Here is a 24,511-nt window from a genome sequence, read left to right on the forward strand (position 1 = left end):
GGTCTTCATAGGGCATTGCCTGGCACAACTCAGTAAAACGAGGGTTTCGCCCAATTCGTATTCGGTTCACTGACACCTAAGCTCGTTTTTGCATAACCTGCCGGGTCCTGGGTAATATCGAAGATTAGACGGGCTACTGCTTCTCTGGTCACCTGAGCGCCTTCAAACGGTTCCCCCTTCTGAGTTACCTGATAAGCTTCATTTCCGGTCTGATTATAGAGCCAGGTTAAACGGAGAATCGTATAGTCCAGGCTGGAATTCTCAATGATATCTGCAGCCTGCCGTTGGTGCTGGATACCGGCTCTGCCCACCATCCGTTCATTCCATTTCCCGAAGGCTCCGGGCACTTCATCATATATCCCCAAGATTGACGCCGCAATTAGAGTCTTAACGTTGCTGCTTTCCATTGCTTCGACAACTGTCTTTACGCCTGTGAGCGAATTTACATCGTTAAGATAGACGGCATCGATGCCTTCAAGTGCCTTCTTCACCATATTGCTGTCAGTAAAATCTCCATCGATGATCTCTTCCCTGCCGGCATCGGAAATCGTAAGCCGCTTCGCTCCGTTTCGGGCAAATAAAACTAACGAGTGATTCGTTTCGTTTAGCAGCTTCCGGGTAACCAGCCGGGAGATTTGTCCTGCTGCTCCAAGAATTAAAATTTTCATATTCGTATCCTCCTGTTTTATAAACTGTTTGCCTTCTTCTCAGCTTCGGCTTTAATTTGTTCTATCGCCGCATTGAACCCGTCCGGGGTTCCGCTTGACCCTGCGAGTCGCCCTACGTTGACTTCATCGATGCGTTTCCCGATGACGACTGACGGGACCGCTTCAGCAAACCGGCGCTGCAGATCCAGCGATGTCTCGTTCGTCGCATGCGGAGTGACCTCCACTGCGATAATGATGTCATCATCCAGTGTTATGGTTACGGTAATTGAAGATGGGAGTCCTCCATAAAATCCTGTAGCCGTATATTTACCGTCTGCATAAGCAGAGTTTTCTTCTATAGTCCTGCTCAGAAGTGTCACCTCTTTATTCACGGGATTATAGGAGATTGCTATGCCCAGGTTCTCGCTCACAAAACGTAAAGGCACCAAGGATGTCCCCTTGACGTTAACCGGCGGCGTCTCAAGCAAAATTTCTTTTCCGTTCACCATCGCCTTTTTCTGATCCATCCACAACTGGATATTCATTTCTGGTGTCTGAACATTCACGGATTTCTCCTGCTGCAGCCACTGAACCTCAGCTCCCAGCTGGTTTCCGATAAAGCGGAGCGGTACATATATACTGTTACCTATTATTTTCGGTGCTGTAGCCAGCAGGATCTCGCTGCCATTGATCTTAACCGTAGGATCGCCAGCCCGAAGAACGATCTCCTTCAGGTCCGTCCCTTCTGCTCCCGCTTGATTCCATCCGAAGGTTAGGGGAGTAGCCAGTAGTAGAATAGTAACTACATAAGGTTTCCAGTTTTCACGCATTATTAATCCCGCCTCTCGAATTCACATATCCATTCCGATTTCACGCAGCCATGCAGATACAGCTTCGTCTGCATTTGAGAGTTCAGTCCGTTCGATATCAAACCCATCAAGGACAGTGGCCCCTGGGACAAGCTCCTTAATGGCTGAGACTGTCTGTCCCGGCCCATACCCTGCATGCGTGCAAAAAGGGATAATGCTTTTGCCTGAAAATTCATACTCGGTTAAGAACGACACTATTGGCGCAGGGAGACTCATTCCCCAGATGGGATGTCCCACATACACGACATCGTAGTCATCGATATTCTCGATCTTGGTTTGTAGCGGCGGTTTGTAGCCTGCGGTTCTTTCTTCAGTCGCCTGCTTCACCGTGGCTTCATAATCTTCCGGGTACGGTTCCACAGTTTCAATCCGGACAAGATCGCCGCCGACTTGTTCATGTATCATTTCTGCAATGACTTCCGTAGTTCCGGCTGTGCTTGCATCATTGGCCCTTAGGCTCGCTGAGGATATCGCATCTGCATCTGCGGTAGGAGCTACATTTCCTACTTTGGTGAAATAAACTACGAGTACTTTACCGGTTCGAGGGTTAGTCTGTCCTGTATGAATAGAACGGCTTTCAGTTGGAACAGGGACTTCACTTTGGCTGGGCACGGCATTCTCCAGTTCTGCGGCGTTCTTGTCAGCACATGCTGCAAGCAGGGACATTGTTAGCACAAGCAGTAGCAGCATGGTTATCGTTCTGCATTTTGTCAAACTGGCAGCCTCCTTCCTTATTTACTCCTTCGAATATCATCCTTCTAACCGTACAACCGAGTGCCCGCGACTTAAGGATAAAATAGCAATTGCAGCTGCGATCACTACCGAGACGGTACTGATCCAAGGAATATCCAGTATTGAAAAGCTTCCAATCGAAATTCCCCCTATTCCCGCTCCTGCTGCAAACCCGAGCTGTACGAACGAACTGTTGAGGCTTAGTACAATACTGGAGGATTCAGGAGCCAGTGAGACCAGATTGAAATTCTGAGTTGGGCCAAATGTCCATACAGCGATCTCCCAGACCACCAGGAATATGATGATTCCGGTTACCCAGCCGAGAACGGAGGATAGCAGAACCAATGCGAGAACTTGAACAGCCATCGAACAGAAAAGCGTACGAACCACACCAATCCGGTCCGCCAGAAAGCCGCCCAATCTGGAGCCCATTAAACTTCCTAACCCTAAAGTAAGCAGGATAACACTCATACTGCTCTCCATAGAGGGCATAGCTGCAGCGAGAAAAGGTGTAATGTACGTGTCGACCACTGAAAAGCCAATAAATACAAAGAAGGTGATGCCCAGGGTGAATGCAATCCGTGGATTCTTTAGAAAAGCCAACCGCCGCGACAGTGGAATAGAGGCTTCCCCTTCCATTGCCGGAATCGTTTTCGCCACTAAGAAAACGGCCAGCAGGCATAATAGGCCTATAACCCAGAATATGGTCTTCCAATCGTAGGAGGCTGCCATGATCCGGCCGATTGGAACTCCGAACACAAGCGAGGAGCTGAAGCCCATAGCTACATTCGACATCGCAGAGCCTTGTCTTCCGGGAGAAGCCAGCTTAGAGGCAAGCGAATATGCAGTAACTACGAAGATTCCTGTTCCGAGCCCAAGGACAACCCGGGATGCCATTAATAAACCAAAGCCGGGAAGAAGCAGTGTAGCAGCAATTCCGAGCAAGATGACCATTAGCGCCATTAACAATTGCTTGCGCTGATTCATCTTCGCTGTGGCTATCATTACGATAGGGGTTCCAATCGCATTACCAAGTGCGAATACAGTGATCAGCTGACCGGCAGTAGATACAGATACTCCAGCGGAAGCGGCTATTTTATCAAGCATACCTACGATACTGAATTGTGTTGTCCCTACCAGGAAACTGATTAAGGCAAGCATGTATATTTTCCAGTTGTTATTCATTTCCTTACGTGTCCTCCAATTTCGATTATGTCCTAATCTAATTATGCAGGAAACGGCATATAAGCGTTATCCTGATCGTATTAAATGGTTGCCTATTCCTGTCATAGCGTTATCTATCCTTGTCCTTTTCGTTTATAATTGAGAAAAGATAATTGGAGGAATTCATCATGTCAGAGGCACTGCTGATCCAACAAAAAAAACTGGCGGAGCTCATTCAGCAATTCACACCAAAAGATGGTGTGTTTGAGACCGCTATTCCCAATCTGTTTTTAATCAAATACTCTGAGATATCTGAACCTGCTTACAGAGTGTATAAACCTTCTTTTTGTGTAATTGCCCAAGGGTTAAAAGAAGTGCTCTTAGCGGAGGAACGATTTGAATATGGCTCAGCGGATTATTTGATTGCTTCAATGAATTTGCCAGTAGTTGGCAAAATTATTAGAGCTACAACCGATATCCCATACCTGAGCATCAAATTAGAATTTTCACATGATCAGATTTTAGAGGTGATTCACGAGGCTAGTGTTCGTATGGTACCGAATGATAATGCCAAGCGTGCCCTGTTTGTAGGTCAGATGGAGAATACCTTAATGGATGCGACGCTAAGACTCATGGAATTGCTGAACCGGCCGGAAGACATTCCGTTCCTTGCCCCGCTGTTCACAAAGGAAATTCTTTATACCCTTTTGAAGGGACCTTATGGTGTGACATTAGGTCAAATAGCCATGGAAGGCAGTAACACGTACCGGATCAGAGAAGCCATAGATCACATTAGTACAAATTTCATTCAATCCATGCGCGTTGAAGAGCTTGCCCAAGCAGCGAGCATGAGTCTCTCCTCGTTCCACCGTAACTTTAAGGAAGTGACAGGAATGAGCCCTATTCAATTTCAGAAGCAATTGAGATTGCAGGAAGCGCGGAGGTTATTACTCTCCGAATCTGCAGAAGCTGCTGAAGTTGCATTCCGGGTCGGTTATGAGAGTGCTTCCCAATTCAGCCGGGAATATTCCCGTATGTTTGGTTCGCCGCCCCGATCTGATGTGAAACAATTGAAGGAAATGTATGATCCTGCTAATAGCATCGTTTTCTTGGGGGAATGAATGACTGAAATCTCTGCCAGCCATGTATAAAAATCTATTGAAAAAGGCAAGCCAAGTTGGCCTGCCTATAACATGCTACGAGCGGAATTTACTCATCTGCTTAGCGGTTGGAAATCAGTTATTCAGCTCTGCTGCTGCCAATTGCCTTCACCATTACCGGATCACGGTGGGAGAAGAACAAGCTTTCCTTCGTGTCCAGCCCAGCAATCGCACTCAAATCCTCTTCGCTTAACTCAAAGTCAAAGATATTGAAGTTTTCGATAATACGTTCTTTGCGGACTGATTTTGGAATAACAACAACACCTCTTTGTGTCAGCCAGCGTAATACCACTTGAGCTACTGATTTATTATGTTTTGTAGCTACAGAAACCAATATCTCATTCTGGAATAGATCATTTTTACCCTCTGCAAAAGGTGCCCACGATTGAATCTGAACCTGATTGTCCTGCATTAGGATCTGGCTTTCAATCTGCTGGTTGAAGGGATGGGTTTCAATTTGGTTCACAACAGGAATGATCTCGTTGTGGACGATCAGATCAACCAGACGATCCGGATGGAAGTTGCTTACTCCGATCGCCCGGATTTTCCCTTCACGGTACAATTCCTCCATCGCACGCCAGGAACCATATACATCCCCAAAAGGCTGGTGGATCAGATACAAATCGAGATACTCCAGTTGCAGCCGCTCAAGAGATTTCACAAATGCCGCTTTGGTCTTGTCATAACCGGCATCCTGCACCCACACTTTAGTTGTTACAAATATTTCTTCCCGCGGGACGCCGCTCCGTTTAATGGCTCTGCCCACAGCTTCTTCATTCTGGTATATTGCAGCGGTGTCCAGCAGGCGGTATCCTGCCTGCAGGGCATCAACTACAGCTTGTTCACACTCGCCCGGATCTGTAACCTGGAAAACACCAAAGCCAAGAATTGGCATCTCTATACCGTTGTTCAAAGTAACATTGTGCATCATTATTCCTCCTATTTGAGCTTCATCTGTACCAGTCATGTACTGGATAACTTGATTGTAGTTGTTAATTCACCCCATGTAATTATCGCTAGGCGCCTTAATTATATCCTAAGGCGCCAATCCTATTTTCTCTCCAATGTGAAGGGGTATCGCCCTCCCATAGGCGGAAAGCGCGGTAAAAGGAATTCTGTTCTTCATAGCCCAGCAAATAAGCTACTTCCTTCAAATCAATCGTTGGATCAGACAAATAGAGCAGTGCCTGCTCCCGCCGTGCAACCGTAAGCAATTGCTTGAAGTTCGTCCCTTCCTCATTGAGTCTTCTCTGTAACGTACGATCACTCATTCCAAGCTCACTGGCAATGACCTGAACATCGGGTCGCCCTGCGGATAAACTCCGTTTCATAATCCACTTCACCTTCTCAGTAACAGAGCTGACTTGTTGTTGTTCTGCCAGTGAAAGGTCTAGTGCCGGGGTTAGAATAGCGAGTAGTTCTGCATTGTAGGACACGAAAGGAAGCTCCAGATCGTTGTGGCGTAAGATTAAACGGCTGCGCTTGGCACCGAACGTAATAGCGCACCCGAAATAGGAATTAAGCTCTGCAATTCTGCCTTCTGGACAAGAGAGTTCTACGGAGTATGCTTGTATTGCACCCCGGGTTCCTCGCCGTCCCATCTCAAGCAGCGAAGTTAACATGATTCCGGCGAGCATAGCCGGCTCTGGTTGTTCACTATATAACCATTCTAATTCAATGGTGCCGAGCCCGTCCTTTTCCGTGATATGAAACCGTTCGGGGACACACAGTTGTTTGTAACGGGCCAATCTTTTCAGGGCATCCCGAAAATCACGTGCATGATAAGGGGCCAGGACACTCGGGGGAAGCTGTGATATTTCCAAGTCATTCATTTGTTTGGTGATCGCTGAAGCAGGATCATCAACCAATGCGGTATAGGCCTCCCAAATGGCGAAATACTCAGCAGTATTTACAAATTGAGATTCTGTAAAAATGGTTAGCGGCAATTTTGCTTTACGAAGTATGTCTTGGACTGATACGCCGGATTGACGTAAGCTATTCCAAAAGCCCGCCGTTATATTTATACGATCTAAAGAATGCGATGACATGAACAGTTCACCTCCTTATGACTATTTTACCGGATAAGAATGTTATCGTATCCAACTTGAGACGCCAATATACTATCACGTTGCGCCAAATGGATGAAAAAAGGCAGCAGTTCATTTTAAACTGCTGCCTTGCTTTGAATGATCTCCCGCTACCCATCAATTACATATTATCATGTGTAGAACTTCTGTTGCGGAGTCCTTTATTCCACATTGAGTATATTCAAAAGCTCATCATCATAAGAACTATTCTTACTTACACTGTCGACATCTAATACCATGGTACGATGAGAATCTTTAGTATAAGGCTCCCATTTCAATTCAGCAGTGGATGGATTGCCCGTAGTACAAAATGCTGCTAAAGCAGAGGTCATTGTATCAGCTAACTTATGGGCATTTTTTTCATCTCCGGCAATTTGGTAAGGTACTGAATCAATAGAATGGAACCAGAATCCCATATCGCCCGTATGAATCATAGTCATTCCGCCAAAATATGGCATTTCATAGGCAACAATATATTCATATACTGCAGGTGCTGATTTTGCAATATGATCTGCCTGTTCTTCGCCAGCAAAGGATACAAGAGAACGCAAATCATAAATGTCATGACCAGGATAAGCTTCTCCAAGAATTTCCACTGCCTTATCATAATTATCACCTAACTGGTTTCTCATAATTTCTTCACGCTGTTCCATGGAGAGGTTTCCTTTCGCATCATTTGGTTTCGCACCTCCCTTTCCCCAATCGCCTAATACTGCATCAGCGGAATTTTTCCCGCCCATTTCAGCCCATACAGAACCAACCATATAAGTATATTGGGAAGCGACATCATTAACGACTCCATTTTTATCATAGAAATCCGCCTTGAAATACGGAGAATTAGTAGTCAAACCATAGCTGACTTCAGCACTTTCGCAAATATCAACGAGATCATCGTACTTGATATTTTGCAGATACTCGAACACATCCGCGTCACTAGAATTTTTCATATTTTGTACATTCTTTCTAATATACTCAACCAGCTTGTTGGCATTTCCAGTTGAAGCTTCCGGTGTAATTCCAGTAGCAATTCCGCCACTTGCAATTACGACTTTACTGAATAATCCTTCTGCAGCCGGAGCAGAGGCCAATGCAGTTACCTTTGTTCCTCCACCAGACTGTCCCATAATCGTCACATTGTCAGGATCGCCGCCAAATTTAGAAATATTGTCACGAACCCATTCCAAGGATAGCGTCATATCCGCAACGCCAAGATTTTCGTCACCACCGATAGCAGTGAGATCCAAATACCCCACATAATTCAGACGAGCATTGACAGATACAAAGACAACATCTGTGTAATCAGCAAAATACTGACCGTTATAAGTCTTCAACTCCAAGGCTCCACCATTCTCCAGTCCACCGCCATGCATGAATACCATAACAGGCTTCTTAGCGTTTTCATCAAGAGAATCGGTCCATACATTCAAGTTAAGAGCCTCACTCTCTGTACTGAACATATCAGATTCTGAGGGTGTCATAAATGCAGCAGCTGCTGCCCAGTTGGAATATTCAGTTCGTGTATTACTCTGAGGTGAAACCGAGCCATTCGTTAATGCGAAGCTAGGTCGTTCTTCAGTACCATAAGATTCTGCAGCAGTAGCATATTTAAAACGTTCGTAATTGCCATAAGAGATTCCCTTAAAAGTATAAATTCCATTGTCTCCGTAGCCCATAATAGACCCTTTGTCCATTGTGACGACAGCTGGCATTACCGGTTGCTTTTCCTCTGAAATTACTTTCGTAGAATCCTCCGAACCGGATTTCGCAATGGAATCTGTTTTCGTAGATTCGTTTACATTATTGCCTTTAGTATTAGTAGCTGTATCGTTATCTTCACAAGCAACAATACCGAAAGCCATAGTTAAGAAAAGAAGTAACACAAATGTTTTTTTCATATTTATTTTCCCTCCATTTTTTAATGAGTACGTGTTAGCCAATTACGCTAATCAAATGTTGTCCCGGTTCGATTGTAGCCTTATCCGAACCAATTACATCCCTATAGTCGTTAGTATTAGTGATGATAATCGGTGTAGTTGTCTGAAATCCTGCTTTTTTTATTTGTTCGATATCGAACTCAATTAACAGATCTCCCTGTTTGACGTCTGTCCCCTCCTGTACTTTGATCGTGAAAAATTGGCCTTTAAGCTTAACGGTTTCGATTCCCACATGAATCAAAACTTCAGTTCCCTCTTCCGATACCAATGCAATACAATGGCCGGTTCGGAAAATTGTAGAAACAACACCATTCACCGGAGAGTACACTCTGCCTTCGGTAGGCTCAATAGCGATGCCTTTACCCATTGCGCCCGATGAGAAGGCAGCATCATCAACAGAGCTTAATGGAATAATCTGGCCCTTAAGCGGGCTAACTACAGTTAGATTCTTAATACCAGGAGTTATACTACTTTGGTCCTTACCGGATGTATTTCCTTGTACAGATGCTGTTCCCGTCTTTTCTTCATAGCCCAGAATGAAAGTAAGTGCGAAGGCAATTCCGAAAGTAATCAACGCACTGGTGGCATGCATTGCCATTGGGGAGAATGCCACAATGCTCAAGACGCTTGGGAAAGCGAAAACTGTAGCATGAACACCGAACAGATTATTTATAGCTCCACCTATTGCCCCTGCAATTGCAACATAGATAAATGTTTTCTTGAAGCGGGTTAATACACCATAGATAATCGGCTCCGTAACACCGGACAGTGCACCTGGCAAAAAGGTACTTGCGGCTAAGGTCTTCAATTGCTTATCTTTTGTTTTGAGGAACACAGCCCCTACCACACCAATCTGAGCAAATACACCCATCGCGACCATTGCGCTTATCGGATCTCCGCCCTGGCCGAGATTAGCAAGAATAATCGGTACAATTCCCCAATGTAATCCAAATACTGTTAGGAATGTCCAACCTGCCCCCAACACAGCCCCTGTAATGATGCCACTTTTTGTACTGAGGAAAGTGATGCCTGAACCAATCGCATTACCCACATTAACCCCAAACGGCCCGAAAACAAGAAGTGTCAAAGGTACGATAACCATCAAGCAAATCATGGGTACAAGGAACATTTGCAAATCTTTGTGTATGACTTTTCTTAGCAACTTATCCAACATAGCATAAATTAAAATGGCGATAAAAATAGGGAATACTGTTGAAGAGTAATCCGAAAGGATTAGTGGAATCCCCAAGAAAGTAGTACCCTGTTCAGCAGCGGCAAGGCCCGTGATATTAGGCTCAAGCAAGGCCGCACCAATGGCACCGCCAACGTAAGCGTTAACACCTAGTTTAAGTGAAATTGTAATACCTAAGAATATGGGCAGGAAGTAGAATACAGCATTTCCCGCCCCTGCCAGCACTCTGTAAGTCGAGCTTTCTGCAGACATCCAATCAAGAGCAGTGAGCACGGCTAAAAGTGCCCTTAACATACCCGCGCCAGCTAATGCTCCGAGCAATGGAGCAAAACTCCCTGAAATAATCTCAAAGATCTGGTTTGTAATTGACTTTTTCGCCCCGCCTCCAGCATTGCCATCGACAGATATAATCTTGCTGATTTCCTTATAAACTTCAGCAACATGGGTACCAATCACGACTTGAAATTGGCCGCCTTTGTTCATGACGCCCATGACTCCGCTCAGCTTTTTCAACTCCTCTTGTTGCGCTTTGCTGTCATCTTTAAGATTAAATCTCAATCTTGTAGCACAGTGAATCACACTGCCGATGTTACGCTCCCCACCTACCAGTTTCACTACATCATTTCCCAGTTCTCTGTAACTCATGTCTAACACTCCTTCTTTAAGATAAAATAAAAGACCTAAACTACATCATGATGGGAACATACCCCAACATAAATGTAATTTAGGTCTTGCCTATCCCAACAAAAAAACCTAAACTGTCCGTCCACAGAGATTGTGGTCGTCAATTTAGGTCTTGCCTGCTGAGCAGTAACAATCCTAATAGATTGTTATTCGGTTATGAATACAAGGTATCATAAACTTCCGATAATTGCAACGCTTACATTCCGATTAAGTGTCTCCTATTTCTTTTTTTTGTTTTTCTTTTGTGATTCGCTCTATATGAATGGTAAGGTATAGCATTTCTTCATCGGTCAAAAAGCGGTTATAGATACTGTGAATGTACACCCTGATTTTTTCAACACAGGTAAATGCCTCCGCATACTGCTGCTTAATCATTTCGAATAGGGCACTTTCTTGATTGACAGCAGGAGAATCATTTAGAAGCCGCTGTGCGAAGAACTTCAGATGGGTGATCAGCCGGTAATAAATCAACGACTCCTCATCATACTCCAACCGAAAATGATGCTTCACGATATTCAAAATATCGTTCATAATCTTCGTTATGCTGACTATGTTATGCATTTCTTCATTAAGTTCAGCATTAACGAGATGGAGGGCGATATATCCCGCCTCATCTTCCGGCAATGTGACGCCCATCTTAGCCTCAATAATCAGAAGAGCCGCTTTACCAATATCGAATTCGTCCTTGTAGAATCGTTTGATCTCCCACAGCATGGCGTTCTTAATGGGAAGCCCATTAGCATGCCTTTCAAGCGCAAAGCTGATGTGATCCGTTAGACTGACATAGATGTTGTCATGGAGTTTTTTGGCCAGATGCAATTTCGCATAGTTAATAATCTCCTCAGACAGTTCCATGTGCTCTATCGGTATTTCTGACAGGAGCGCCTTCAGCTTATCAGAGAGCTGCTGGTTGTCTAATGAGAAGATTTTCTCTATTTTTTCTTCCTCCACTAGATCTCCAGACTTCTTTTTAAATGCAATCCCCTTCCCCATGATTACGATTTCCTTATTCTGCTCGTTCATGACAGTAATCGCGTTATTATTCAGCAGCTTCTTTATCTTCATACAGACACCCCTTGATAAAAATTATGCGAGACTAAGTAGTAAACGGCTTCCTTCTGCATGAAAATCCTATACCCTACCATTTAGAATTACTGGTTGCAGTGGATAACTGAGGTTATGCCCAGATGATTGCGCTTTCAAACTCGCATTTTTTCCATTACAACGGTTGCGTTTACCGTGGTGTAGAGTGAATGGGCATCTCCTTTATCAGTTCCTCCTTCCTCTTCATTTACAGACTAATTATGCATGAATCCTGAATTTGACCGATAGCCTAATTCTATTAAATGATTGCCTATACCTGTCATTAATATTTACCTTAGGGGTTGTTTTGCTTCGATATCTGTAAAGACATCCAGAGAAATGATTATTTTGTTTCTATTGCATAATTATCGATTATTAAATTTATTGCATTAATTGTGATTCTTATCACAGTTGATATTCAATTTCCAAAATATAATAAAAACACTATAATTACATTATTTTCATATATATCCATTTCAGGGGTCTGTGAACAAGAGTGTAGTTGTAAATTTCATGAAAGGGGTTTTGCCGTCTCCACACTCTCTCCCTCCGTACATTTAAGGTTGTTCGCCGCCTAAGTCCTTGCACCCCAGATCGCAGCTTGAGTACACAGGCTAGATAAAAGGATGTCTACAAGAACCCGGCATAACTTAAAACCAACCATTTTGATCGGAGGAGTATTAATATGAAAAAGACTGTAGCTTCACTTCTTGCAGGTGTTGTAGCACTTGGATCCTTTGCCTCGGTGGGCACTGCTGCTGAAAACAATGAACGCAATAATCCTGTAGAACTCTTCTCAGGCTCGTCCCCTATTTCGATTACGGACCAATCCTGGAAAGCTCCTGCTGGCTCCGCTTCTGAGGACAAAGTATGGGGATATCTTGAAAGTGTGAAAGGTAACCTGAATCTTTCGGCTAAAGAGGATATTCGGGGAAAATTCAAAATTTCAGAGCAAAATACAAACAGCAAGACCGGCAGCCAGCATTACCGCTTAAGCCAGTATATCTCGGGGATACCGGTATATGGAGCTGATCAAACTCTGCATATCGACAAAGCCGGCAACGTTACCTCCCTGCTGGGAAGCGTAGTTGAAGATGTTTACCAGACGATTCCGCAGCCGCTGATTCAGCTCCAAACCATTTCCGGAGCAGATGCCATTCTGGCAGCCGAGCAGGATGCGACGCTGGAACATGGACCGCTTGGTGAGCCGCAGGTTACTCCTACAGCGGATTTATATTATTTCATCGTTGACGGAGAACCTAAATTAGCCTATAAAACGGAAGTGAATGTTCTGGAGCCCGAGCCTTTGCGGATACGGTACTTCATTTCTGCGGAGAATGGCAGCGTACTGTTCAAATATAATATTTTAGAGAACCTGACGGGTACGGGTACTGGAGTGTTTGGAGATACCAAAACGTTCGAGACACGCCTCTCGGGTTCAACCTATCAGCTCTATGACAGTACCCGCGGCAAGGGCATTGTGACGTATACCGCCAAAAACAAGACCTCTCTTCCGGGGACGCTCTTAACCAGCACCAACAATGTCTGGACTGACAAAGCCGCGGTTGATGCCCACACGTATGCTGAGAGAACCTATGATTATTATCTCCAGCATTTCGGCCGCAACAGCCTGGACAACAACGGACTGCAGATCCGTTCCACCGTCCATTACTACACTTCCTATAACAACGCATTTTGGAACGGTGCGCAAATTGTTTTCGGTGATGGAGATGGATCTACCTTTACACTGCTGTCCGGTGACTTGGATGTTGTGGGCCACGAGCTGACGCATGGTGTAACTGAGAAAACATCCAATCTTGAATACTATGGAGAACCAGGGGCACTGAATGAGTCCTTCTCCGACATTATCGGAAATTCAATTGAAGGTGCGAACTGGCTGATCGGCGATAAAGTATATACACCGGGTGTAGCGGGTGACGCACTCCGCTCACTGGCTAATCCCCCATTGTACGGACAGCCTGACAAATACAGCGACCGCTATACCGGTACCGGTGATGAAGGCGGTGTGCATACGAACAGCGGAATCAATAACAAAGCTTTCTATCTGGCTGCCCAAGGCGGTACGTTTAACGGTGTAACGGTCACAGGTATCGGCCGTGAGGATGCCGTTCAAATCTATTACAATGCACTTGTATATTACCTTACGACCTCATCCAACTTCTCTGCTGCACGCACAGCAATCATTCAATCGGCAACGGAATTGTTTGGAGCAGGCTCGGCTCAAGTAACTGCCGTAACCAAAGCTTACAATGCGGTAGGCGTCTACTAAGAACAGAATAACAGGCCAATGATCCTCAAGATCATTGGCCTGTTTGGTGTAAAAGGGATCGATCAACTGCTGAAAATCATATTGCAGGAAATCTATATATTATTCGCTTACTTTTGTAAGCACACCATCTTTATTTTCGTATTTTCTTTTTTCGTTTTTCTCCATTTTATGTAGGATCTCTTCTTCCAGGTTAATTCCCAGAAGTTCCGAAAGTCCTATTAAGTAGAGTGCAACATCAGCCAATTCTTCGCCCAAATCGTCTTTCTTTTTCAGATAAGCTTCGCAAGCCTCTGATAATTCGCCATATATGAAACAGAATTCCTGGAAAATATCTGTAACATTAAATCCTTTTGCAACTTTATTCTGATAAACTCTTTTTTGTAATTGTAATAAATCAATCATTTTATTCTCTCCTATTCTATATATAATTTTTATTTGCAATAGAGCATGCTGGACGGCCTATTAAGTTCTCCGTATAGCAATGATTTCAGTGACAAAGTTGCAAGACGTACAACCAGTCATTTGAATAGTTGTTGTTTAAGTCCGGTTTATATAGATAGATTCTGCGGTACGTACTATAATTCCTGTCTTCATACTTCTGGTAACTCATATGACCGATATCGCGAATTCTTCTCAGCTGAATTCCCGGATCCTGATTGGCCGTTTTGAAGAAACAGCGCCAGTTGCCCCTCTCCCGTACATTTTCCATGATCAACTCAGAGGCAACATCTTCTAGCTGTGTAAACTGACTCGATCGCCGTCCTTCCAATACCGCTGTATGATATTGAATGCATTGTGATCCGCAGATTTCCCGTGAAGAGCTGTAATCTCATTCAATTCCTGCTGTCCTGCGGTATTCGAAGAGTTCAGCATGCCTCCGCTCATATGATCCTGAGATTGATGAATGCGGATATTCTCTCCATTGATCTCTGTGGTCAGCTCTGAATGGAAATACTGGCATACATAGACATCGTTGTGATTCTGATAATAAATGCCTCTGTTCAACGCTGCATTGGCTTGTACCATCGTTCCGTGGCAGTAGAAGAAGCTATCGGTATGTTGAAACTTATAGCTTTAGTGATATTTAATGAACTGATCTGCCCGTGCTTGTGGGTCAATAGTATATTATCTTTTTACAAATGCAAGTAAAGAATCCACCCCGTTCACGATCCCCGTCCGATCTTTAAAGGAACATCCCAGCGCTCTCGCTTGGGTTCTCATCCGCTCATTTCGCATGGTCCTGAAGGTAATCTCTTTAAGCTGCCCGGCAGAAATATTGATATCATGCAGATAACAGCCTGCATCCAGCTCTTCCAGACGGGACGCGATGGCAAACTGATCGGCACCCTGGGGAAGCAGTACCATGGGCACATCAAGGATTAGCGATTCACACACGCTGTTATAACCGGCGTGAGAGATGAATACATCAGCCTCTTCTAAGATTTCTAGCTGGGGAACAAAATTGGATACCTGAATATTACTGGGAACCTCCCCTAAGAGCGCTACATCCGTTTTTGTACCTACCGACATGACAACTCTTGCCCCGCTGTCCCCGAAAGCTTCTAAGCATGTCCGGTAGAACTCCAGCTTATCTGTGTAAATCGAACCGAAAGAAATATAGATAAGCGGCTGTTTGCGTTCCGAATCTTGCTTTCTCGGGGTGGTTTGCAGAGCATGCAGATGTTCCGGAGATATACCGGGAAACTGGGGGCCGATAAAGACAAAACGCCCGTCAAATGCCCCGGCATGGGGCTGGAAAGCTTTGGACGTATAGACCAAATTCACCTGCTCGTTGCCGCTGAAGGCATCGATCAGACCAAAGCCGCGAACGTGATGCCTCTCGGCGATAGATTCAGCGTATTTATCCAGTTCACTGACCGATACCGCTCCTGCTTGTTCCGGTTCCCGAATTTTGAACACCTGCCGGATCAGAAACTCGGGGTCCCGCTTTAGTAGTTCTTTGTTCAATGCAAAGGTTAGGGTATAACAGGTTATAGGGATATCAAGCAATTCTCCGAGCATTCTTCCCCAGAAGGCGTCGCAATCTCTCAGGATATAGTCGGGAGAGTCCGCCATGACTTGCGGCAGAATCGCATTCAAGACTGCTTTGCTTTTACTGATGACGCCTGGCACAAGGTAGTCAAGCATTCGTTTGGGATTGTTAAGGTAAATGCCCGGATCGTTGTCGGTAAACAAACCCTGCATATCACCATAGCTCCTAAAGGTTACGTCATAATCCGCCAGGAGGCTTCTAAAAGCGTCATCCGAATAATATATCACTTCCTCTCCTCTGGATATTAACTCTTCCACTAGAGGCAAAGTAGGCTTTACATGACTGTAAAAAGGCAGGCTGAATATTGCTACTCTTCCCATAGTCCGGCTCCTTTCAAATGAGCGGATATCCTATCGACAGCCAGTTGAGGCCCCTTAGTCTGACGGATGAACGCTCCTGCTCTCTGGCAAGCCTGGCGGTAGGAGGGGTTATCGAGAACCTGAAGTGTCATTGAAGCGATCTCCTCCGCCGAACAAGTCCTGCTGTCCCCAGAAATACCCGCGCCAATGTGCTCAACCCGGCCAGAAACGACGAACTGATCTGCGGCCTGGGGGAACAAAACCATTGGAACATGATGGTATAATGCCTCATTAACACTGTTATGTCCACCATGTGTGATAAAGACATCTGCCTGTCTGAGTATACGATTCTGTGCCACACGCGGCTGCACTGTGAAATGGGCGGGAAGATCACCCAGTTCATCCGGATGAATCCGCATCCCTATTGACATGATAATACGATAGTTGCTAGTCCTAAAGGCCTCGATGCACTTCTTATAAAATGAAAGGCATTCATTGTACACCGTACCCATTGATATGTAGATGAGCGTATATGAACCAGCAACTTGTGCTAGACCTTCGTCTTCCTCATCTTCGTCCGTTCTGATCACAGGCCCTATAAAGACATAGTCTGGTCCAAAGTACTCTCCGAACGGTTGGAATTCAGGTGTGGTAAAAACCAGATTCAGATCATCCGCGCCCGAGAAAGCATCAATGGCCTTGAAATCGACCTTATAGGGCTGAGACAGCTCCCTTGTGTACTGGTTTAAATATTCACTGAAGCGTAGTCCGCTTGTCACTGGAGTAAAGCTGTCCGTCCGGCTGCCTAATACGTTTTTGAGAAAAAATTCAGGCTGTTGATCCATCATCGCCTCACTCAAGGCAATCGTTGTGATATAGCAGATAACAGGAACATCCAGTATCGTACCCAACATTTTTCCCCAATAAGCTTCGCAGTCCCGGATAATATAGTCCGGGTCATCTGCCATAACCCGCTCAATCAGCAGGTTGCTCATACGCTTGTGCTTGTCCAGTTTATGCGGAACGATATGCCTCAGAACATCCAACGGCTCCGTTGTAGTTATAGTAATTTCTTCTTCAAGCTCTTTAAGCACATCACCATAGCTGCGGCAAAAGACACCTTTCATGCTTATATATTTCATATACGGTTCTATTGTATAGTAATAGACTTCTTCTCCTCTAGCTGCCAACTCTCTCACGAGCCCGATTGTCGGATTGACATGGCCAAAATAAGGATAACTGAACACCACAACTCTACCCATAGCTTCACGGCCTTTCCTTGTAGAGTAGAAAGCCTCCGAACGTTCGAATATATCCGAAGGGAACGGAGGCTCTTTATACATGTTTTTTAGGACAAGGATTCGCGCAGTGCATTATCCGCCAAACGTAATTTCAAGGTCTCAACATCTCTTTGGAACGGAAGTGCAATATGAACCTTAAGCATGTTCTCTTCATGACGCACATAACAACTGATGCCATAGTGCATAGCCATTTCATCAATAGACGGACCGCCTTCCGGCATCCACTCCTCATCCTTGTCTGCCTGCATGGCTCCGAAATAATTAAGCATAATCCCTTGTTCCGCAGCATTATCCTCCAGATCTGCAAAACGGATGAAATGATCCCCGGCAGCTTGTGTTAAATTTCTGATCCGGTGTAGCGTCTGACCCGCCGGTTCCGCAGCGGAGAGGACAAGCGGTATATAATCGGTAAAGTTGCCGGCCACATGATAAAAGGTCTCTCTTCCGTATCTCCGGCCGGCACTGATGAGCCGAACAGGCAGCCGGTCCATCTGAAGGAATTCCCGGCCCAATATCATCAATAGTTGAAGTACCGTATGCCAGCCATCCTCCGGCTGTTCACTGGAGAGCTTGTAGTTAAGAGAAAAGGATGAACTGCCTTTCTGGAAATGGGAGGTCTTGTGTTCAAGCTCCGTACTCAGCTGGCGGTATGACAGCAGCTCGAAACGTTGTTCAAGTTCCATAAGACTGATGTCTTGCGGGCCATTCTCCAATAAACGAACAAAGTCCGGATAACCGGTAGCCGGTCTGCCCGCCGGGGCAGATGGGCTCTGCTGAAACAGGCTTTCTGCAATCAGGCTGCAGCTGAGTCCGTCAGACAATGCGTGGTGGGAAGCATATACGAGCACCTTGTTGTTATTGGTTACATCTTCGATCAATGCGAAGCGGTATAAAAGACTTCCTGGAATATCGTAATCAAAGGGTGTGTAATATTGCTCATGGATCAGCTGTTTCATCTGTTCCCCGGCAGCTGCCCCCCGCACCTTGATAAAGGGTAGTATGATCTGCTTCGGCCGGTCAAGGAGTACCCAGGATCTGCGATTTTCACCGGCAAGGAATACTCTTAGCATATCCTGCTCTTGAATGATCCGGAGCACAGCCAGATGGATATCTTCCAAGGATAGGCCCAGCGGGACCGGAATAACGGCACCCACGTTTTCGGAACGTTGTAAGTGCATAGCCTGTACGGCATTAACCGGAATGTGGCTAATCACAGTGCATTCGTGTAAACATGCGGCATAGTCCTGTTGTTGATCTTCCAGCAGCCGGAGCATTTCCGTAAGTTCCGGTGTTACCCCTGTATCATTGCCGATAGACTGCTTCAAGCTATCAGACTTGGTTTGACCTGCCCGGGGTTCATAAAAACTGCTTTCCGAGAGGCGCTGAAGCACACAATGACTTAATGCAGCAGCCGTCTGTTGCAGCAGCAAATCTCTCACTTCGACAAACAGCTCTTTCTCCTTCAGCAGGAATACGGCTTTCATCGCTGAAAGCGAATCGCCCCCATGCTCACTGAAATGATCATCCGGGCCAATTCCATCGGTGTCCAGGACGGCTCTGAACACGTTCAGAATGGCGGCTTCATAATCATTGGCCGGTGGACGCTTAACTATATCTGAGGTTGGGCCATTCACCGAAAGACGTTGCAGCTCTTCCGTGTCAATCTTTCCATTCCGGGTTAGCGGAAGTGCTGAAAGCTTTAATATGAAGACCGGCACCATGTAATCAGGTAACCGGCCAGTAAGCAGTGCCTTTATCTCCTTAGGCTCCGGAGCTGAATCGCCGGTATAATAAGCAGCAAGAACCTGTTCCCCCCCGCTTTGCCGTTTGGGAAGAACTGCTGCACTCTCGACTCCGTTCATCCGGAGTAGTTGCGCCTCTACCTCTCGCGGTTCAACCCGGCAGCCTCTGATCTTCAGTTGATTATCGGCTCTGCCCAGATACAGAATGCTGCCGTCAGTAAGCTGCTTTATCAAATCACCTGTTCGGTACATACGTTCGAATCCCGGCATATCCAAGGTTACAAATTGCCGGGCGGTGATTTCCGGTTGATTCAGGTACTCCCTGGCCAGCCCTATTCCGCTGATGCACAGCTCTCCCGTGACTCCGGGAGGCAGCAGATTCATGGCCGAATCAACTATACAGATCCGGACATTGGGGATAGGGGTTCCGAGAGGTACCGCTGCAGATTGCAGGTCTTCCGTTACCTCACATGCAGTTGCGCATACCGATGCTTCCGTAGGGCCGTAAGCGTTGACTACGCGCATGTGAAGACACCATCTGGACAATAGGACAGCAGAAGGCTCCGAACCCGCCGTAATGATTAGGCGCATGCCGGGGAGATGTTCCGGCCGCAGCCGCGCCATGTAAGCAGGCGGCAACGTCGCTACTGTAACGCATAACTCTTCTGCATATTGCTCAAGCTGTTCCGGGTCACCGATTGTTTCCTTTGGTATCAGACACAGTGTTGCTCCTGCCGACAGAGCCATAACGAATTCCCAGATGGATGCATCGAAAGTGCATGGTGCAAACTGAATAATCCGGTCATCCGGTCCGACCCCGAGACTGCTTTGGAAATAGAATGGAAGATTGGCCAAACCTCCATGCTCCAAAGCTGTCCCCTTGGGCTTGCCCGTGGTTCCTGAAGTATAAATAATATAGGCAAGGCTATTCATTTGTGGTCTCCGTACCGGAATGTCCAGAGAAGATGCAGGTCCATCCAGCTCAGAGATCAGGATAGTTTCTCCGTCAAAGGCCAGCCTCTGATCTTCGTCCTGATCCGTAATTAGCAAGGCAGCTCGTGCATCCTGGAGCATATACTCTGCTCGTTCTGCAGGGAATGCAGGATCAATAGGCAGATAAACGGCCCCTGAACGTAAGACTGCAAGAAAAGAAATGATCATTTCGAAAGATCGCTCCAGCCTTACAGCTACCACCATTTGAGATCCGATGCCGCTACGTATCAGCCCGTTCGCCCGTTGTTCAACCCGGTTAACCAGCGTGCTGTAAGTCATACGCGATTCGCCCATTCTTAAAGCATCGTGGTGGGGATATCGCTCTGCAGCGCATATGACTTGCTCAGGAAAGGTTAGAACCGGTTGTTCGGCTGCATGAACATTTCCGAATGAAGACCAATGCTGGAGCAGTTGTTCTCTCTGCAATAAAGTGATGTCTGAGAGCCGGATACCGGGCTGATCCAGCACGGTTTGTACGATATGCTTAAAATAATCGGCAAAATGTTCCACCGTTTGTTTAGCGAATAAATGTGAGCAATACTCCAGATCAAAGTAAAGTATACCGTCGCCGCCTTCGAAACCTGCCAGAGTTAAATCGAATTTGGAAACGGAATGCTCAATGCCGTAGTGCGTAAAATGAAGACCGCGAAAATCAAAGCGGTTTTCCGGCATGTTCTGCAGCACAAACATCGTGTCAAACAAAGGACTCCTCCCCGGGTCCCGGCTGGCGCCAAGACTGTGTGCCAGGTCTTCCAGTTGGAAGGCCTGATGTTCAAAAGCCCCCAGCGTGCTCCGTTTGACCGCTTCGAGAAACGAAGTGAATGTAAGCTCCTGGGAGGACATATTACGGAGGGGGACCACGTTGACAAACATCCCCATCGTCATTTCCAGTTCGGCTTGGGTACGGCCCGAAACTGGTGAACCTATGACAATGTCCTCCTGACCGGATAATTTAGCCAGTAAGAGATGATAGGCTGACAATAATATCATAAACAAAGTTGCACCACGGCCGGAGGCCGCCTTCTTTAAGGAAGCTGTGCGTGCCGCGTCAATGGTAAAGGAAACTCGGCTGCCTTTCATACTTTTTAACTTAGGTCTACTATAATCATAGGGAAGATTAAGCACGGGAACGCCGGTTTCAAATTGCTCCAGCCAGTATTTTTCCTGTTGTTTCACTTCGTCACGTTCTTTGCCCAGCAGCTGCCAGACAGCATAATCTTTATATTGCAGCGGCGCTTCCGTCAAAGCCTGCCCGTTGTATAGTTCCGCGAGTTCTTTAATAAAAAGGCCCACGGAAGCACCGTCCGAAATGATATGGTGGAGATCAATAAGCAGCAAATGCTTGCGGTTACCTAGATGCCGAAGTCCAATTCTAAATAAAGGCAAAGCTCCAAGGTCAAACGGCCGCATAAATCTGCTTATTTCCGTTTCGGGATTAGCTGTCTGTGGAGTAGAAACATCCAGAATAAAGGGGTATTCATCGTGTATCACCTGAATAGGTTCCCCGGAGATCATCTTAAAGGTAGTTCTGAGAACTTCATGCCGCTTAATCAGGTTGCAGACGGCATCAGACAGACGTTCCTGATCCAAATCACCTTCCACAATCAGCGCCTCCGGCATGTTGTATGCAACGGATTGCGGCTCCAGGTTTTGAAGGGCATACATCCTCTTTTGTGCCGAAGTAAGCGGGTAATCACCGGCCGGGGCGGCGGGTGTGACCGGGTGGTAAGCCGCCGTTCCTTGTTCTGCAATGGAAGCTGCCAGAGCCCGGATGGTTTGCAATTCAAAAATATCATCGATACCGATTTCGACACCAAACGTTTTATGGATGCGTGACATCAGCATGGTCGCTTTCAAGGAATGACCGCCGGCATGAAAAAAGCTAACATCTGTCGATACTTTGCTTACTTGCAGGACATCGCTGAAAATATCGCTTAACCGCCGCTCGGTTTCATTCTCTGGCTCCCTAATTTCTGCATCGAGATCAGCGGGATCTTCGAGAAGGAGAAGTGACTTTCTATCAATTTTACCGTTCTCGGACAAAGGCATGCGTTCAACCCGGAAATAGCGGGCAGGAATCATATAATGAGGTAGTTCCGAACGCAATTGCTCCCGAAGTTCTTTAGCCTGGACTGAATCGCATTCCAGATAGGCCACAATCCTTGCTGGTACGCCGTCTTCCTCTTCGCACAGTACAGCTGCCGACTGAACGCCGGGATACGCTGCTAACCGGCTTTCGATTTCAGACAATTCAATGCGGTAGCCTCTCAGCTTGACCTGGGCGTCTTTGCGGCCGAGGCAGATGATCTCCCCGTCTTCGGTCCATTTCCCCATATCGCCTGTTCGATATATCCGTTCTCCGGGGATAAACGGATGAGGGACAAAGGCTTGCGCGGTTAGATCCGGCCGGTTGAGATAACCTTCAGCCAGTCCCGGTCCGGATAGGCAGAGCTCCCCTGCTATGCCCCGGGGAACCGGCTCCAGACGGTCATCGAGTAGATATGCCTTCATATTGGCGATCGGCCGGCCGATCGCGATGTGCTCTGAAGGGTAAACTTCTCTTTTACACAAGGCTACGATACTGGTTTCCGTAGGTCCATATTCATTAACAATTTCTACATCGGGTAACTGACACCGGCTTTCTCGCACAAGAACAGGTGTAATCCGTTCACCGGCCAGCGTAACTATCCGGAGCCGGAGGCCATCATTCTCCTTAATCTGCTCGAGCAAAAGGCGGTACAGCGCGGGAACGCAAATAAAATGTGTGATTTGATGAACGATAAGCAGCTGTTTTAACCGAAGCGGGTCCTTGACCTGAATTTCATTAGCCATAAATACATTCGCTCCGGATACCAGTGGAGTAAAGAAAGCGGTCAGGAAACCATCAAAGGAATAAGAAAACAGTTGAATGGTCCGATCATGTTCATCCAGGCGATATTCTTCCCGTCTCCAATGGATGGAATTGGCCAGTCCCCGGTGAGAGACAGCAACGCCTTTAGCGGTGCCGGTCGTACCGGAAGTATAAATAATGTAGGCGGGCGATTCGCCTGTAACCGGAGGGTAGACTTCTCTTTCTTCCCATTCAGCATCAAGATCCTCGCATTCGATCACTTCAATACCGGTGAATAGCGGGTTGTCTGCATATCTGTGTTGAGTAATCACCCGTTTGACGCCAACATCTGCAAACATAAACCGGATTCTTTCACCCGGAGAATTGATATCAGCAGGGAGAAAGCAAGCCCCTATTTTCAAAACAGTCAGAATAGCCACTGCTGCTTCCGATCCTCGGTCCAGAAATAGGGCTACCGCTTCCCCGCTATGGATTCCTTTCCGGTTCAGCGCGTTCACCCAACGATTAACACGCTGATTCAACCCCGAGTAATTCATGACTTCTTCAGGTGTAATGATTGCCTCAGCATTTGGTGTTCGGAGGACTTGTGCTTCGAACATCTCGATTACATTTCCGTTCGAATGCATTGGTTGGCCTGAAGCATATTGATCTAATACTATTTTGCGTTCTTCTTCAGAAAGCCATGAGCACTCCGCAGCCGGTCGATCCGGATACGCGGTAAGCTCCTGCAGGAGATGAATAAATTGAGCCGCCAATCGGTCAACTGTACTTTCAGGCCAATATCGGCTTGATCCGCACAGCTTAATGTGCAGGTGCTCTCCCATCAGCTCGATCTCTATAAGCAATCCGGTAACATCCGCTTCGATGTTCGCTTCCATCTCACCATGAAGCTCTCTCATCCCTAACCGGATATGGCGAAGAAACGAATAATCCCGGTCATGGATTACCTTCATATCCGCAATGACCTTATCCATCGGGAAGTCTGCGTTTCGAAAAGCTTCCGTGTAAGTGTCCATCACCTCATTCAGCCATTCACGAAAGGAACTCTTTCCCGGCTTCTTATCAATTAGAGGAATCCATTGAGCTTCAGACAGGTCTGAACTGGCAGCAATGCGTATACGATTCGGGCAGGCCACAGTAACCGAGCTTCCGTCTGTATATCTATGAATCAGGCATTTCAAGGCAGCAAGTATGATCAGATATAACGCCTCCGGGGAATTACCGCTCATCCGAAACAGTCTTTCTCCGAGCTCAGAGGGTATACTGGACTCGGCTTTGTGAATCTTAAAGGGTAGTTCCATCCGTGGAACGGAAAGTGACAGCAGCGGTTCTTCTTCCTGCAGATCCAGCATTTTTTTAAGCCAATATTTCTTTTGTTTTCTAAGTTCAGACCCTGCCGGAATTTCATGTGTCCATTCACCCTTATTCAT

The 24,511-nt window shown here is 46.3% G+C and carries 16 protein-coding genes; 2 read left to right on the forward strand and 14 right to left on the reverse strand.

Going from position 1 to position 24,511, the window contains the following annotated elements; translation table 11 throughout:
* Positions 1–29: 29 nt before the first annotated feature.
* From GC101_RS01265 to GC101_RS01280, 4 genes are read right to left on the reverse strand one after another with little or no spacing between them, the layout of a single operon-like run.
* Complete coding sequence (locus GC101_RS01265) at positions 30–668, reverse strand: NAD(P)H-binding protein (RefSeq protein WP_171715788.1); 639 nt, start codon at positions 666–668, stop codon at positions 30–32.
* 17 nt (positions 669–685) lie between these two features.
* Positions 686–1,477, reverse strand: a complete 792-nt coding sequence (locus GC101_RS01270; RefSeq protein ID WP_171715789.1) for a stalk domain-containing protein — start codon at positions 1,475–1,477, stop codon at positions 686–688.
* A gap of 21 nt (positions 1,478–1,498) precedes the next feature.
* A complete protein-coding gene (locus GC101_RS01275) occupies positions 1,499–2,230 on the reverse strand; it encodes a flavodoxin (protein WP_171715790.1) in 732 nt (243 codons plus the stop codon).
* 36 nt (positions 2,231–2,266) lie between these two features.
* Complete coding sequence (locus tag GC101_RS01280) at positions 2,267–3,433, reverse strand: MFS transporter (RefSeq protein WP_171715791.1); 1,167 nt, start codon at positions 3,431–3,433, stop codon at positions 2,267–2,269.
* A gap of 167 nt (positions 3,434–3,600) precedes the next feature.
* Here GC101_RS01280 and GC101_RS01285 point away from each other — a divergent pair, with 167 nt between their 5' ends.
* Positions 3,601–4,533, forward strand: coding sequence for an AraC family transcriptional regulator (locus GC101_RS01285; protein WP_171715792.1), 933 nt, complete (start codon positions 3,601–3,603; stop codon positions 4,531–4,533).
* Between the two features lie 118 nt (positions 4,534–4,651).
* On the opposite strand, the gene GC101_RS01290 is transcribed toward GC101_RS01285, so the two are convergent.
* The 5 genes from GC101_RS01290 to licT all read right to left on the reverse strand — a co-directional run bounded on the left by GC101_RS01290 (position 4,652) and on the right by licT (position 11,534).
* Positions 4,652–5,500, reverse strand: coding sequence for an aldo/keto reductase (locus tag GC101_RS01290; RefSeq protein WP_171715835.1), 849 nt, complete (start codon positions 5,498–5,500; stop codon positions 4,652–4,654).
* Between the two features lie 97 nt (positions 5,501–5,597).
* Entirely contained in the window at positions 5,598–6,620 is a 1,023-nt protein-coding gene (locus tag GC101_RS01295; RefSeq protein ID WP_171715793.1) for an AraC family transcriptional regulator, read from the reverse strand.
* 200 nt (positions 6,621–6,820) lie between these two features.
* Entirely contained in the window at positions 6,821–8,554 is a 1,734-nt protein-coding gene (locus tag GC101_RS01300) for a carboxylesterase family protein (RefSeq protein WP_171715794.1), read from the reverse strand.
* Positions 8,555–8,588: 34 nt separating this feature from the next.
* Complete coding sequence (locus GC101_RS01305) at positions 8,589–10,430, reverse strand: beta-glucoside-specific PTS transporter subunit IIABC (protein WP_171715795.1); 1,842 nt, start codon at positions 10,428–10,430, stop codon at positions 8,589–8,591.
* A gap of 246 nt (positions 10,431–10,676) precedes the next feature.
* Entirely contained in the window at positions 10,677–11,534 is an 858-nt protein-coding gene (licT, locus tag GC101_RS01310; protein ID WP_171715796.1) for a BglG family transcription antiterminator LicT, read from the reverse strand.
* Between the two features lie 703 nt (positions 11,535–12,237).
* On the opposite strand from licT, the gene GC101_RS01315 reads away from it, so the two are divergent.
* Complete coding sequence (locus GC101_RS01315; RefSeq protein WP_171715797.1) at positions 12,238–13,842, forward strand: M4 family metallopeptidase; 1,605 nt, start codon at positions 12,238–12,240, stop codon at positions 13,840–13,842.
* Positions 13,843–13,941: 99 nt separating this feature from the next.
* Here GC101_RS01315 and GC101_RS01320 read toward each other — a convergent pair whose 3' ends face one another.
* From GC101_RS01320 to GC101_RS01340, 5 genes are all read right to left on the reverse strand, one after another.
* Positions 13,942–14,244 (reverse strand): MazG-like family protein, encoded by a 303-nt coding sequence (locus GC101_RS01320; protein ID WP_216626417.1) that lies wholly within the window; start codon positions 14,242–14,244, stop codon positions 13,942–13,944.
* Between the two features lie 330 nt (positions 14,245–14,574).
* On the reverse strand, positions 14,575–14,847 hold the full coding sequence (locus tag GC101_RS35925) for a hypothetical protein (protein WP_246354109.1): 273 nt from the start codon (positions 14,845–14,847) through the stop codon (positions 14,575–14,577).
* Between the two features lie 120 nt (positions 14,848–14,967).
* Positions 14,968–16,215, reverse strand: a complete 1,248-nt coding sequence (locus GC101_RS01330; protein WP_171715798.1) for a macrolide family glycosyltransferase — start codon at positions 16,213–16,215, stop codon at positions 14,968–14,970.
* Positions 16,203–17,456: a macrolide family glycosyltransferase gene (locus tag GC101_RS01335; protein ID WP_171715799.1), complete on the reverse strand. Its 1,254-nt coding sequence runs from the start codon at positions 17,454–17,456 to the stop codon at positions 16,203–16,205. The genes GC101_RS01330 and GC101_RS01335 overlap by 13 nt, the downstream gene beginning before the upstream one ends.
* Positions 17,457–17,542: 86 nt before the next feature.
* Positions 17,543–24,511: a non-ribosomal peptide synthetase gene (locus GC101_RS01340; RefSeq protein ID WP_171715800.1), complete on the reverse strand. Its 6,969-nt coding sequence runs from the start codon at positions 24,509–24,511 to the stop codon at positions 17,543–17,545.

Origin of the sequence: Paenibacillus phytohabitans (assembly GCF_013141775.1) — a bacterium.
GTDB classification, from domain to species: Bacteria; Bacillota; Bacilli; order Paenibacillales; family Paenibacillaceae; genus Paenibacillus_AQ; species Paenibacillus_AQ phytohabitans.